This window comes from Vibrio sp. 1S139, from assembly GCF_041439475.1.
GTDB lineage: Bacteria > Pseudomonadota > Gammaproteobacteria > Enterobacterales > Vibrionaceae > Vibrio > Vibrio crassostreae_C.
In genome coordinates this window covers 1-14,500 of record NZ_JBGOOD010000010.1, presented here as the reverse complement: position 1 = coordinate 14,500, position 14,500 = coordinate 1, and the positions used below count along the sequence as shown (strand labels likewise).

The 14,500-nt window shown below is 44.3% G+C and carries 10 protein-coding genes; 8 read left to right on the top strand and 2 right to left on the bottom strand.

All coding sequences use genetic code 11. The annotated features are described in order from the left end of the window. Positions 1-100 precede the first annotated feature (100 nt). Positions 101-883: a hypothetical protein gene (locus ACED46_RS05455; RefSeq protein WP_017067728.1), complete on the bottom strand. Its 783-nt coding sequence runs from the start codon at positions 881-883 to the stop codon at positions 101-103. Continuing rightward, the gene (locus tag ACED46_RS05450; protein ID WP_136982501.1) at positions 804-1,589 is read right to left on the bottom strand and encodes a hypothetical protein; all 786 of its coding nucleotides are present in this window, start codon (positions 1,587-1,589) and stop codon (positions 804-806) included. The genes ACED46_RS05455 and ACED46_RS05450 overlap by 80 nt, the downstream gene beginning before the upstream one ends. 545 nt (positions 1,590-2,134) lie before the next feature. On the opposite strand from ACED46_RS05450, the gene ACED46_RS05445 reads away from it, so the two are divergent. The 8 genes from ACED46_RS05445 (at position 2,135) to ACED46_RS05410 (ending at position 14,493) form a co-directional block, all read left to right on the top strand. After that, entirely contained in the window at positions 2,135-2,920 is a 786-nt protein-coding gene (locus ACED46_RS05445; RefSeq protein ID WP_004741595.1) for a TetR/AcrR family transcriptional regulator, read from the top strand. 171 nt (positions 2,921-3,091) lie between these two features. Then, positions 3,092-5,554 carry an RND family transporter gene (locus ACED46_RS05440; RefSeq protein ID WP_371721039.1) on the top strand — a complete coding sequence of 821 codons (2,463 nt, stop codon included), beginning with the start codon at positions 3,092-3,094 and terminating at the stop codon, positions 5,552-5,554. Between the two features lie 44 nt (positions 5,555-5,598). After that, positions 5,599-6,405: an outer membrane lipoprotein-sorting protein gene (locus tag ACED46_RS05435; protein ID WP_136974813.1), complete on the top strand. Its 807-nt coding sequence runs from the start codon at positions 5,599-5,601 to the stop codon at positions 6,403-6,405. A gap of 9 nt (positions 6,406-6,414) precedes the next feature. After that, on the top strand, positions 6,415-7,623 hold the full coding sequence (locus ACED46_RS05430; protein ID WP_371721038.1) for a hypothetical protein: 1,209 nt from the start codon (positions 6,415-6,417) through the stop codon (positions 7,621-7,623). A 202-nt stretch (positions 7,624-7,825) separates the two neighbouring features. Next, entirely contained in the window at positions 7,826-8,935 is a 1,110-nt protein-coding gene (locus ACED46_RS05425; protein ID WP_371721037.1) for a GGDEF domain-containing protein, read from the top strand. Between the two features lie 218 nt (positions 8,936-9,153). Further along, positions 9,154-10,137 carry a phenylalanine--tRNA ligase subunit alpha gene (gene pheS, locus ACED46_RS05420; protein ID WP_004734764.1) on the top strand — a complete coding sequence of 328 codons (984 nt, stop codon included), beginning with the start codon at positions 9,154-9,156 and terminating at the stop codon, positions 10,135-10,137. 18 nt (positions 10,138-10,155) lie between these two features. Then, positions 10,156-12,543, top strand: a complete 2,388-nt coding sequence (gene pheT / locus ACED46_RS05415; protein ID WP_371721036.1) for a phenylalanine--tRNA ligase subunit beta — start codon at positions 10,156-10,158, stop codon at positions 12,541-12,543. Between the two features lie 252 nt (positions 12,544-12,795). After that, positions 12,796-14,493 carry a hypothetical protein gene (locus ACED46_RS05410; protein WP_371721035.1) on the top strand — a complete coding sequence of 566 codons (1,698 nt, stop codon included), beginning with the start codon at positions 12,796-12,798 and terminating at the stop codon, positions 14,491-14,493. The last annotated feature ends 7 nt before the right edge of the window (positions 14,494-14,500 follow it).

The window sequence follows — 14,500 nt, the reverse complement described above, 5'->3', positions numbered from 1 at the left end:
AAGAATTCGTAAAAAATGCCAGCTTGATAGCTGGCATTTTTGTATCTGTTAACCGTGTAATCGCTACTCTGTTTTCTTATAACAGATAGCAAGCGGATGGTTATTTTTTACTGTTCAGAATACGCTGAATTCTTGGGTTAATCGCTTTACCGTGTTTACTTTCGTACTCTTCACGTTTTAAATCGTTCAGGTTCTTTACAGAGTTAGCGGCAAGAAGGAATTCTGGTAACTCAGTTTCAAGCATGCCTTTCTCATCTAAACGTTTTGCTTCCAAGTAGTACTTCTTAAACAGACCATCCAGCTTGTTTTCAGCCGTACGCTTCAAGTCATACAGTTTGTTCTGAATCAGCCATTTTTCAATTTTGTTGGCAGCGGTGCGAGACAACACACGGATACGGCTATCCAGCAACTCTTCTTCAGTTAAAGAATCTTTCAGGATCCACAGCTCACCCATTTGCGGCGGCCAGCTGTTGCCAAGCTGAATACGTTCGTGGCAGTGCATTAAAACGCGGTTAAGGCCGTCTGAATCAACAGAGTTGGCAAACTCAATGAACTTACCGCTTGGCTCACTACCGTACTGATATTCCCACTGCGTTTCGTACACGCTCAAGAAAGAGCCGAACACGTGAATACACCAATCGGTTAGTTCCAGCTCTGCAGGATCTTGATCAACAACAGGTACTTGTTGAGACGCACCAGAATCCGCAGCTTGTGCAGCCGCTACTTTCACTTCGGTACTTTGCGCTTCAATCACTTCAGGTACTAATGGACCTGTAGCGTCAGGTACAACAGGTTGAGCTGGCTCAGAAGGTTGGCTTTTTGCCTTTTTGAATGAGCTGCTGCCTGAAGCGTTCAGATGGGCTAAGCTTTTGTCTATACCCATTTCCTTGAGCTTGTCCTGCATTTCCTGAATATTGAGAGGTCTTCTGCTGTTGTTGTCTTTCATTTTGCTTCTCGTTAACTAGCCAGTACTGCAGCTTGGATTCAATCCGAGATAATGGCATTAATTCATTGGCTTTGGCTTTATACCAGAGGACAAATTTCTTCCATACTAAACTATGGTCACCGGTCAAACCGGAGAATTTAAACGCACGTTCTGCCCATGATGGTATCTCTTCTTCGTTGAGATCATGAGTAGAGACGGTGTTGCTGTTCATTGAGCCTCGACCTTGTGGACGAGGGGCCTGCTGCATGTGTTGCATTGGTGCCGGAGCAGGCTGAAACTTAGGTGCAGGTGCAGGTGCAGGTGCAGGTGCAGGTGCCGTAGAGTAGACCGGAATACTATTGGTCGGTTGAACCTCAACGTGCGCCGCAGTTTGCTCTTGCTCAATGAGCATTTTGAAAACGTGAATCTCTTTTTTATCCCGATAATCTACTTTTACCTTATCGAGAAAACCTTGGTCGACTAAACACTTAAGACAGTCGGCTAAACCAAACGTAGAGAGAGCACAAAGTTGACCTGCTGTTTGTAGGCACACATTGGTGTAGCCGAATTCGTCAGCACCGTCTGCAAGCATCAATAAAACCAGCTTTTCTGCAGGGCTAGAAGTATTCACTTGCCAAGCTAAATAAGAATATTTGGCGCTCAATATCGTGTTCTCAAAAAAGGTAAGTCGTTGTCACTATTGTAAGTCACCCCTTACCGAATTTATAGCAACTTAACAGAAAACGGCATTAGTAAGCCAAATATTGACCATAAGGAGACGTCTGCCCCATAAAGTAAGCCTACAGTCATTCATTCTTGTGGTTTAAGCTAGGAATCATTGGGCATGAATACGCATAGCAGCTTAAAGTGCCTACATTCTTTGTTAGGTTAAGAATGCCCAATTCGCGTCCACATTCTGTTGGTCACAATACAGGTCTTCTTTTAAAGTCTTCTCTTTAGGTCAACTATTGATGATTTTCTTAGCTATATCCCATTTATTCTCTTTCCATTCACAAAATGTATTTAATTTATAAAACCCCTTGATACGATCAATGCTTGCGCTATTATGACGATGAGTCAGAAATGACGAAGCGTCACAAAATGGTTAACTACATGAATTTACTATTCGTGTTAATATATTGGATAGGAGTGTTTTAAATACTGGCGAAGCTTAGATAGCGGCTAAGCTCATATACGGACTTAAAAATTATGTTTGGCTTTGGTTGTAAAGGCGATAAACAAGGTATCTTTGGTTGCAAAGGCGTGTTGTCTAAAAAGCAGCAGTCTATTGCAGACCGAGAAGTAGAGTTGATGTTGTTAGCAAAAGATCTGGTTCGAGAACAAGGGTTCGGAAACCTCACGATGGACAAGCTAACGGCAGCGAGCTCTTATTCTAAAGGTACGATATACAATCACTTTTGCAGCAAAGAAGACGTCGTTTTAGCGTTATGTATTCACTCTCTCAAGACAGAAGCAATGATGTTTGCTCGCTCTGGAGAGTTTGAAGGCAACACACGTGAAAAGATCGTCGCATTGCACGTTGCTTACCGAATCTATGCTCGCATGGAACCGGTACTATCAACCTGTGCGATCATGGCTAAAAGCCCGTGGGTACTAGAGAAAGCGTCTAGTGCACGCGTCGCCGAGATGAATGAACTGGAAGAGTTGGTGATTGAACAATGCGACTCTATGGTTAACCAAGCGGTAGAAGCGGGTGACCTAAAGTTCTCTTCTGGCGTTGGCTCAGATGCCATCGTTTTTGCTAACTGGTCAATCGCATTTGGTTCAAATGCTTTGTCACAGAATGCATCAAACAGTCATTGTATTAAGCGGTTACAAGACCCGTATTCAGTATTACACAACGCGAACATGATTCTAGACGGCCTCAATTGGCAGCCCCTTTCTAGTGACTGGGATTACCGCAAAACTTGGCGTCGTGTAGAACAAGAACTATTCAGTGAAGAGATCGCTTACTTAGAGTCTGTAGGTCGATAGCTTCCGTTAAGCCCACACATGTGGGTTTATTAATAACCATTTTTGACGATTCGTCACAAACTTGAGGCTGACCGACTGTGGTTGCTGTTTTCTTGAGTGTTTGACTAAGCATTGTGTCTTTTGTCAGCTTCGGCTGGCTTTTTATGACACAAATATGACGAATCGTCACAAATGGAGACTGTGATGAAACATGACAGCCAGAAGCCCACGTTCGATCAGCAAAACCGAGATAACCCTAATGCCGATAGCGCAAACACAGATCTAAACAGTTGGCACTCAATACCTACCAAGCGTTCGTTTATCGTTCTGCTGGTGGTGTTTTCAATCATCATTCTCTCTGCATTAGGGGCTAAGAACCTCTACTTTAGAGGGGACTACAACATCTTCTTCGAAGGCACCAACAAGCAGTTGATGGCGTTCGATGAAATCCAAACCACCTTTGCAAAAACCGACAACCTTGCGATTGTTGTCGCACCTGAAGATGGCAATGTCTTCACCCCTGAAACTCTCACCCTGATTCAAAATCTCACGGTTGATGCGTGGCAGATCCCGTATTCAAGCCGTGTCGATTCCCTTGCTAATTATCAGCACACCGAAGCCATTGAAGATGATCTTTTGGTAGAAGACTTGCTGTATGAAGAGTACGAACACACACCAGAACGCATCGCCAAAGTAAAACAGATCGCCCTTAACGAGCCGTTGCTTAAGAATGCCTTGGTGTCGGCCTCTGGCGATGTGACGATTGTGAACGTCACCGTGCAACTGCCAGAAGTGGACAAAACCGCAGAAGTGCAAGAGGTGATTGCGGCAATCAATACCATGATCGGCAAGTACCAAGCTCAGTATCCTAATGTCGAATTCCATAAAGCGGGCATCATAGCCATGAACAACGCATTTATGACTTCGGCTCAACAAGACAGCTCAACGCTCGTTCCCTTGATGCTGTTGGTGGTACTGGTGTTCCTGACCTTTATGCTGCGCTCGTTCTTTAGTGTGGTGGCGACGCTCATTGTGATCATCTCTTCGATTGTTGCCACCATGGGATTGTCTGGTTGGGCAGGGATGTTCTTGAGTACCGCAACCGTGAATGTGCCAACCTTGGTTTTAACTTTGGCGGTGGCCGATTGTGTTCACGTGATTGTGACCATGAGACAAGCTATGCAGCGCGGTATGGAGAAAGCACAAGCCATTCAATACAGCATCAAGCTCAATGCGATGCCGATTCTGATCACCTCGGTGACCACTGCGATTGGTTTCCTGATGATGAACATGTCGGACTCACCAGTGCTGCGTGATTTCGGTAACTTATCGGCACTGGGTGTACTTATTGCGTGCTTCTTGTCTGTGACTATGTTGCCAGCGTTGCTAAAACTGCTGCCAGTCAAACGCCTACCTGCCAACCCTAAGGCGGCAGACAAAGTCACCTTCATGGATAAGCTGGGCGATTTTGTCGTAACTAACCGTAAAGCACTGCTGCCGATTTCTACGCTAGTGATTGTTGGCGCTGCCGCGTTAATTCCGCTCAACAAAGTCAACGATGAATCGGTGAAGTATTTCGATACCTCAAGTGAATTCAGACAAGCGGCTGACTTCATGGAAGAGACCGTAAGCGGCATGACAACCCTCAGTATCGCAGTGAAAACTAACGAGTCTCAAGCGATTGCTGATCCTGTGTTCTTGCAAGCGATTGGTGACTTTACTGAGTGGCTACGTGTTCAACCAGAAACCGACCATGTCGCCACGCTTTCTGATGTTTACATGCGTTTGAACAAGAATATGCATGCCGACGACGACAGCTACTACAAGCTACCGCTGAACCGTGAACTTGCCGCGCAATATCTGCTGCTTTACGAAATGTCTCTGCCGTACGGCTTGGACTTGAACAACCAGATCAACGTCGATAAATCATCGATCAAAATGGTACTCACCGTCGATAACCTTGGCAGCGTTGAGCTAGTCGAACTCGAAGAGCGCATTTACTCATGGTTTGCAGCCAATGCACCGCAATATGAAGTGGTGGCTTCGAGCCCGTCACTGATGTTTGCTCATATTGGCGAAACCAACATGGCGAGCATGCTATCAACTTTGCCTATCACCCTAGTGCTTATCTCTGGCTTGATGATCTTTGCATTGCGCTCGGTTCGCTTAGGCATGATCAGCCTAGTGCCCAACATTGCGCCTGCGATCATTGGCTTTGGTTTATGGGCGCTTATCTCAGGTGAAATCAACCTCGGTTTGTCAGTCGTGGTCACGCTCACGTTGGGTATCGTGGTTGATGATGCGGTGCACTTCTTGAGTAAATACCAGCGCGCAAGAATCGAAGGGAAATCAGCAGAAGAAGCGGTTCGATACGCTTTCCACACCGTAGGTCGCGCTTTGTGGATCACCACTGTTGTGCTAGTGGCCGGTTTCTCTGTACTGGCGATGTCGAGCTTCAGACTCAACTCCGACATGGGCTTACTCAGCGCGATTGTGATTTTCATTGCGCTGGTGGTCGATTTCATCTTGCTACCAAGCTTACTGATGATCTTCGACAAACAGACCCACTATTCAGCTAAAACTCAGCACGAATTAAAGCCAGATACCAAGTCGCAGCCTAGATCGACAGCCGAACTGACTACTTCGACCAAATAAGGAAACGTCGGCCTGCTGCGGTGGGCTGACTCAAGGAGATATTTATGAAAAGCGTTAAACAAACATTCGCTACTACATTACTTACTGTTAGCTCGTTGGCACTGAGCACATTCGCCGCTTTCCCAGCATTAGCAGACCCAGCGAAAGGCTTAGAAATTGCCGAACAACGCAAAGCCGTCGATATGGGGTGGGGCGATTCTGTCGCGACCATGGAGATGCTACTTCGCAACAAACAGGGCGAAAGCAGTACACGTCTGATGCGATTGAAATCTTTGGAAGTCGATGACGATGGCGACAAAGGCTTAACCATTTTTGATGAACCACGCGACGTAAAAGGCACGGCTTTCCTAAACCATTCGCACATCACCAAATCCGATGACCAGTGGTTGTATCTTCCTGCACTCAAGCGTGTAAAACGCATCTCTTCACGCAACAAATCTGGCCCGTTTATGGGCAGTGAATTTGCGTATGAGGACTTAAGCTCGTTTGAACTTGAAAAGTACACCTTCAACTACATTGAAGACGCGAAACTGGAAGGCGTAGACACCTTTGTTTTAGAGCAAGTACCGACCGATAAAAACTCAGGCTACACCATGCAAAAGGTATGGCTAGACCAACAGCACTACCGCCCAATGAAAGTCGAGTTTTACGACCGCAAAGGCGCACTGCTTAAAACTCTATCGTTCCAAGATTACAAACAGTACCTAAACCAATACTGGCGCGCACACACCATGGCGATGCAAAACCATCAAACAGGCAAAAGCACCGTATTAACCACGACAGATTTAGTGTTCCAGACCGGTCTTAAAGACAAGGATTTCCAAAAGAACACACTAAAACGTGCGAAATAAGGCAGGAATATGAAAAGGATTGTGGCAACAGGAACCCAATTATCCTTAACCTTGGCGGCGACCGTCGGGCTTATGCAGGTGTCGTTGCCTTGTGTGGCGGCAGGCTTTAGTCCTGATATCGCAGGGCAGGTTAACCTTGAACATAGGCAGTTCTTTAGCGACGGCTTACAAGGGCAAGACAAAGGACAAAGCTCACTGGTGTTGCAGCCAGAGTTTTACTGGGAGCAACAAGAGGGCAACGGCAGTATTACCTTCACCCCGTTTTATCGCCTAGACAGTGAAGACGATGAACGAACTCATGGTGATATTCGCGAAGCCTTGTATTTAACCTATTGGGATGATTACGAACTGCGAGCGGGTGTTGGAAAGGTATTTTGGGGCGTAACCGAATCGGCGCATTTAGTGGATGTGGTAAACCAGACCGATGCCATTGAATCGGTCGATGGCGAATCCAAGTTAGGTCAGCCTATGGTGCACTTCACCTCGATAAAAGAGTGGGGCACCATAGACGCCATGTTACTGCCGTATTTTTGTGAGCGTACCTTCGCAGGCGAAGACGGTCGATTAAGGCCAACCGTGCCAGTATCGGACGATGCGCTTTACGAATCTTCACGAGAAGAAAAACACGTTGATGTGGCATTGCGTTACAGCCAAACGTACGGTGATTGGGATGTCGGTTTAAGCTACTTAGGCGGCACAAACCGCGACCCTTATTACCGTGTGGAAGGCAATCAACTCAAGCCATACTACGCCCAAATGCAACACTTCGGATTGGATGTTCAAGGCATTATCGGTGACTGGTTATGGAAGCTGGAAAGCATTTATCGCGACAGCTACGACAACCATACCGGCGTGGCGACAGGCTTTGAATACACTTGGGTAGGGGCGCTTGAATCGTACTGGGACATCGGCTTCATCGCTGAATACCTGTATGACAGCCGAGGCAACAATGCCCAAACCATCGGCCAAAATGATGTGTTCCTTGGGGCACGTTTCGCTTTGAACGATGAAGACGGCACCGAAGTGCTTACTGGTATCACTCAAGACTTAGATAACAGTGATGTCTACAGTGCCAAGCTAGAGGCATCGAGCCGTATTAACAACAATCTCAAGTGGCGACTGAATGCTTGGTTGTTTGAGAACGAAACCCCAGAGGACTTGTTGTTCTTCGCACGCAAGGATGACTTTGTTGAGATGGCGTTGGAATATTATTTCTAATGTTAGCTTCGTGGGGCGTTCCTGTTGGGGGGGACGTCTCAAATTTAAGATGAGCCATATTTAGAATGTTCAAAGTCGTCTTTTTATAAAGTGGATCAAACAATCGAATAAACCTACAGGTAAAATGGTTATATTTTTTCAGTATCTATAACCTCAGAATATGCATGTAAATCGTGCTGGTGGTATCGGCCTTAAGGGATTTATGAATTCATTTAATTGGGATAAAAACTTTGAAACAGGCATTGGTGTTGTAGATGAACAGCATCAATATCTTGTTGGTATTATCAACCACTACGGAAATCTGTTGTCAGAGAACACTATCTCTATCGACGACATAAACGTCGCTTTACTCGATCTCACATGCTATGCCGAATTTCACTTTAAAGAAGAAGAATCTTTGATGAGAGATTGCGGTGTGTATGAGCGACACATTGAAGAGCATATCAAAGTGCATCGTGTATTTATGCAAGATATCTACAGTATGCAAGCTTTCATCATGGAAGAAGATCAGTCGTCAGCACGGCAGTTACTTGATTTCTTGATCCACTGGCTTGCTTACCACATCCTCGGCATCGACCAAAACATGGCGCGACAAATGACCGCGATAGAAGAGGGCGCGACACCTCTGCAAGCCTTTGAAGCGGAAGAAAAGCAGCAAGATTCTGCGACTGTCCCGCTGTTGGCTGCGCTTAACGGCCTGTTTGAACAAGTCTCTGAACGAAACAAACAGTTGTTACGCTTCAACCAGTTACTCGAAGATAAAGTTGAGGAACGTACGGCAGAATTAAAACGAGCGAATAAGAGACTTGAAGAACTGTCATTAACCGACTCTCTTACTAATTTGCATAACCGTCGTAGTGCTTTTAAACAGTTAGCGCTGCATTGGCAAGACTCCAAAGAACTGGGCATGCCTTTAGTGTGTATTATGATTGATGCCGACCACTTCAAGCGCATTAATGACACCAGCGGCCATGATGCAGGCGACTTGGTGCTACAAACCCTCTCGCGTGAACTGAAAAACACGTTCCGTAATGATGATATTGTTTGCCGGTTAGGTGGCGATGAGTTCTTGGTTATTTGCCCAAACACCGACCTTAAAGGTGGGATGTACATCGCGGAAACCGCTCGACAGAAAGTGTCTGAATTAGAGGTTGAAACCAGTCATCAAGTTTGGATTGGCAGTATTAGTGTCGGTGTCGCTGAAATGACCCAAGAATTCGAAACCATGAACGAATTGATTAAAGCGGCGGATGAGTCCGTCTATTTAGCAAAAAACGCAGGGAAGAACAGCGTTTGTTCTATTCAGATCTAGCCTTCAGGTCATTTCCAAATTAAGAAGTGGAACCTGTAATTGTTCCACTTCTTCCTACTCCTCATTAATATCCTGTTAAATTTGCCGTGTTTTTAGGCAATAACTTGTTCTTTTAGCGATTCAATTTGGCATTGGTTGCGTGTTTGATTACTATGTGTAGCTATCTAAAAAAACTAATCATCCGATACGGACACTACCAACTGGTAGATGAGGAAATGATGCAACATCTAGAAGAGATCATTGCTAATGCAACGACTGCTATTGATACAGCAGATTCGTTAGTCGCACTTGATGAAGTGCGAGTTCAGTATTTAGGTAAGAAGGGTGAACTTACTCTTCAACTACAAAGCCTAGGTAAACTTCCACCAGAAGAGCGTCGCACTGCTGGTCAAGAGATCAACAAAGCGAAAGGTGCTGTTCAACAAGCGATCGCAGCTCGCAAAGACGCACTACAACGTGCAGAGCTTGAAGCGAAACTAGCTGAAGAAACTATCGATGTGAGCCTACCAGGTCGTCGCATTGAGAACGGTGGTCTTCACCCAGTTACTCGCACTGTTGAGCGTATCGAACAGTTCTTTGGTGAGCTTGGCTTTAGCACTGAGTCTGGCCCTGAGATCGAAGATGCATTCCACAACTTTGATGCACTAAACATCGCAGACGATCACCCAGCTCGTACTGATCACGATACTTTCTTCTTCAACCCTGATCTAATGCTACGTACGCACACTTCTGGTGTTCAAATCCGTACGATGGAAAACGGCAAACCGCCATTCCGCTTCATTGCTCCGGGTCGTGTTTACCGTAACGACTACGATCAAACTCACACGCCAATGTTCCACCAAGTGGAAGGTATGTTAGTTGATGAGAACGTAAACTTCGCACAACTTAAAGGCATTCTTAACGATTTCCTTTGTAACTTCTTTGAAGAAGAAGTTGAAGTGCGTTTCCGTCCTTCATTCTTCCCGTTCACAGAGCCTTCAGCTGAAGTTGACGTGAAACGTAAAGATGGCAAATGGCTAGAAGTTCTAGGCTGTGGCATGGTTCACCCTAACGTACTTCGCTCTGTTGGCATCGACCCTGAGAAATACTCTGGTTTTGCATTCGGTATGGGTGTAGAGCGTCTAACGATGCTTCGTTACGGCGTAAATGACCTTCGTGCGTTCTTCGAGAACGACCTTCGTTTCCTTAAACAATTCAAGTAATCCGGGGCAGTCGAAACTATGAAATTCAGTGAATCTTGGCTACGCGAGTGGGTTAAACCTGCAATTAACAGCGAAGAGCTAGCTCACCAAATCACTATGGCTGGTTTGGAAGTTGACGATGTAGAACCTGTTGCTGGTGAATTCACCGGCGTTAAAGTAGGTAAAGTGGTTGAGTGCGGTCAGCACCCAGACGCAGACAAACTACAAGTAACTAAAATTGATATCGGCGAAGAAGAGCTGTTAGACATCGTATGTGGTGCATCTAACTGTCGTCTTGGCCTAACTGTAGCAGTAGCAACAGTTGGCGCAGTACTGCCTGGTAACTTCAAAATCAAGAAAGCAAAACTACGTGGCGTTCCATCGCACGGCATGCTTTGTTCTTTCTCTGAGCTAGGTATCGACGTAGAGTCTGACGGCATCCTTGAGCTACCAGAAGGCACAACGCTAGGCATGGACGTACGTGAGCTTCTTGAGCTTAACGACGTAACTATCGACGTAGACCTAACAGCAAACCGCGCAGACTGCTTCAGCATCCGTGGCCTTGCTCGTGAAGTTGGCGTACTAAACCGCGCAGACGTTACAGAGCCAACAGTTGACGCTGTTGCAACAAGCATTGAAGACACAGTATCTGTTGAAATCAAAGCAACTGATGCTTGTCCACGTTACCTTGGCCGTGTGGTTAAGAACGTAAACGTGAAAGCGGAATCTCCAATCTGGATGCAAGAAAAACTGCGTCGTTGTGGTATCCGTTCAATCGACCCAGTTGTAGACATCACAAACTACGTGATGCTAGAGCAAGGCCAACCAATGCACGCATTTGATCTCGCTAAGATCGAAGGCGGTATCGTGGTTCGTCTAGCAGAGCAGGGCGAAAAGCTAACACTTCTAGATGGCAACGAAGCTGAACTAAACAGCAACACGCTTGTTATCGCAGACCACAACAAAGCACTAGCAATCGCTGGTATCTTTGGCGGTCAAGATTCAGGTGTTACTACTGAAACGACAGACGTACTTCTTGAAGCAGCATTCTTCGCACCGGATCACATCCGTGGTCGCGCACGTGCTTACGGCCTTCACACTGATTCTTCTCTACGTTTCGAACGTGGTGTTGATTCAACGCTACAAGCAGCAGCTATGGAGCGTGCAACACAGCTTCTAGTTGAAATCTGTGGTGGTGAAGTTGCGCCAGTAAACGGCAGCGAATCTGAAGCTGATCTTCCTAAAGCAAACGTAGTTGCTCTACGTCGCGCTAAGCTAGATAGCCTACTAGGTCACGAAATCCCATCTACAGACGTAGTGGAAATTCTTACTCGCCTAGGTTGTAACGTTGAAACGACAGACGCTGGCTGGACGGCAACGTCTCCATCTTGGCGTTTTGATATCGCAATCGAGCAAGACCTAATTGAAGAAGTAGGTCGTATCTACGGTTACGATAACATTCCAAACCAAGCGCCTAAAGCGGCACTTAAAATGAATGACCACAAAGAAGCTAACCAACCGCTTAAGCGCGTTCGTGACCTTCTTGTAGACCGTGGCTACCACGAAGCAATCACATACAGCTTCGTAGAACCAGAACAGCAAAAACTGGTTGTACCTGGTGTTGAGCCGCTAATCCTGCCATTCCCAATCTCTGCGGACATGTCAGCAATGCGTCTTGGCCTAATCCAAGGCCTTCTAAACACAGTTGTTCACAACCAGAAGCGTCAACAGTCTCGCGTTCGTCTATTCGAATCAGGCCTACGTTTCATCCCTGAAGCAACTGCTGAAAACGGCATGCGCCAAGAAATGATGCTTGCGGGCGTTATCTCTGGTACTCGTGGCGAAGAGCACTGGGACATTGCAACTAACACTGTAGATTTCTTCGATCTTAAAGGTGACCTAGAAGCCGTTCTTGAGCTTTCTGCAAACGAAATCGCATACAGCTTCAAAGCAGCTAAGCACCCAGCACTTCACCCAGGTCAAACTGCGGCTATCGTCGTAGACGGCAAAGAAGTGGGTATCATTGGTACTGTTCACCCAGAACTAGAGCGTAAGTTTGGTCTTAACGGCCGTACTATCGTATTCGAAATCGAATGGGCAGCTATCAACACTCGCGTGCTTCCAGAAGCAGTAGCAGTATCTAAGTTCCCTGCAAACCGTCGTGATATCGCAGTAGTTGTTGACGAAGCAGTAGCTTCTGGCGACATCGTAGAAGCGTGTATCGCAGCGGGTGGCGAATTCCTAACAGGCGCTAAATTGTTCGACGTATACGTTGGCCAAGGCGTTGAAGAAGGTAAGAAGAGCCTAGCTATCGCACTTAGCCTACAGTCTGTAGAGCGCACACTTGAAGATGCAGACATCGCTGGTTCAGTAGATGCTATCGTAGCTTCAATCTCAGAGAAATTCGGCGCAGCACTTCGCGACTAATCTCTTCTGATAGATAGAAAAACCAAAGGCCTCGCATTGCGAGGCCTTTTTTAATCTCAAGAATATGACTAGATTATTGAAGGAAGGATGTTACAGACTAAGTACGTCAAGTAGGGAAAGTAAAATCTCCGAACTGAGTTAATACAAATTAGCCATTATATGTGCTTTATTGGATAATTGACTGTAAATTATTGTTTTGTAAGTAATAAAGTTATATTATCAGCACACTTGATATGATGGTGGTTTAGTATAATGTTAACAAAAAAGTTAGAACGAGTTGTCAAACATACAATAAATAAGCTTGGGAAAAAAGGTCATACAGTAGATAGGACTCATGCTGATTTTAATTTTCAAGCAAAGAAGTTTAAGCTTGAAGAGTTAATAGCTTTACTATCGCATCCAACACATATCAATAACTTATATAAAACATTTGGTCTTGATCAAAACTATCGTACTAATGAAATCTTTGTATCTCATACCAACGACATGCCTAACAAGTTTAACCTGAAACTATATTCAAAGTTTTGTAATGATAGTAAGGCTAAAATAAATCAGTTTGTTAAGTTACGGGAGCGCTTTGAAAACGCACTAATTTGTTCAGAATTTTCCACGGCTAAACTAATACTAGATGAAATAGATGATTGCTTTGGAGTTACTCTATGGAGTTATGACTCAAGAATGTCTCTATATACTCTCTCTAGAGATGAGGATGCATTAGAGAGCCTTTTGAATAAGTCTCAAGAACTTAGTATTGGTCATATAGCGAATGTCCTTAAAAAGAAACACTTATCAACAACCCTAAATACTTATTTAAGGCAAGTATTAGAGAAGCTACTATCAGAATATCGTGGTAACAATCAAAGCGAGTATATAGACTTTGTATCTTTTATTCTTGTTCACTACGAACATGATAGAGAAAGAGACCCGAACAATATATTAGCCTATATTCAACAGTTTGGTTTTATAGACCGCTACGTTTATTATAAGATGATCGTCTCAGAACACCTTTGTCATAGTGAAACCGAAAGTTATGACGATGATATAGTTGATTTTGTGAAAGGAATGAGCACTCTAAATATTGAGTACTTCTGGGAAAGAGCAGCAGATATCATCGCCGACGAATACCATATGAAAAATGGTGAAATCAAACATGACGAAATAATAAGGTCTTATTCGGAAGGTAATTATAGTAAAGCATTAGGTTTATGTAAGAAATCCTTGGTATCTCATCCTTCTAACTTAACTTTGTTTGAAATATCAGCTAAGTCAGGTCATTATTTAACTGGTTCTGATGAATTAGAAATGGATGCTTATGCTCGTATAGAGAGTATCGAAACTAATAGCTTAGTTGTGAGAATACTGGTTAGGCTATGTATTCTTTTTGAACAGTCATCTATATATGAACCTACACTGGATGAAATAAACACAATAATATTTAAATATAGGTGTATTGATAAGCTGAATCCACTAACTTCATTGGTATATACTGCGTATCCATATGTTAACGAGCATAAAGTATTATCCGCAAGCAAAGAATTTTATTTACATAACGAAACTATTACAAATAAATATTACTCAATTTTAAAAAGTAAAGACCCATTTAAAGGTAAAGTTTCTGATTACATAACAGATGAGGATGAAAATATATTATTATCTGAAAGTAGAAGGCTTCGTTTAGATATCGAAAGCCAACTTTCAGAAAATTGTTTAGAAGGAATCCACGGGAAGTTGAAAATAATGGAAGGGTTTAGTGATATAACAAAGCCAGAGTTTTATCACTTGATCTCATTATATTATATCAAGTCAAATAATTTAGAAGATCTAATTAAGATTATCGCGGAAGAGTGTGTAAGTCATCCAGATAATATTAGATTGTTCCCAATAAGAAAAGTTATATATGAAATCATAGACAGAACCTTAAGCACTAAGCTCAGCGTAAATTCCGTCTAACGTAATG

Coding starts and splice junctions, on each gene's coding strand:
- ACED46_RS05425 (WP_371721037.1), top strand. CDS start 7,826: ATGAATTCATTTAATTGGGATAAAAACTTTGAAACAGGCATTGGTGTT.
- ACED46_RS05410 (WP_371721035.1), top strand. CDS start 12,796: ATGTTAACAAAAAAGTTAGAACGAGTTGTCAAACATACAATAAATAAG.
- ACED46_RS05430 (WP_371721038.1), top strand. CDS start 6,415: ATGAAAAGGATTGTGGCAACAGGAACCCAATTATCCTTAACCTTGGCG.
- pheT (WP_371721036.1), top strand. CDS start 10,156: ATGAAATTCAGTGAATCTTGGCTACGCGAGTGGGTTAAACCTGCAATT.
- ACED46_RS05445 (WP_004741595.1), top strand. CDS start 2,135: ATGTTTGGCTTTGGTTGTAAAGGCGATAAACAAGGTATCTTTGGTTGC.
- ACED46_RS05440 (WP_371721039.1), top strand. CDS start 3,092: ATGGAGACTGTGATGAAACATGACAGCCAGAAGCCCACGTTCGATCAG.
- ACED46_RS05455 (WP_017067728.1), bottom strand. CDS start 883: ATGGGTATAGACAAAAGCTTAGCCCATCTGAACGCTTCAGGCAGCAGC.
- pheS (WP_004734764.1), top strand. CDS start 9,154: ATGCAACATCTAGAAGAGATCATTGCTAATGCAACGACTGCTATTGAT.
- ACED46_RS05435 (WP_136974813.1), top strand. CDS start 5,599: ATGAAAAGCGTTAAACAAACATTCGCTACTACATTACTTACTGTTAGC.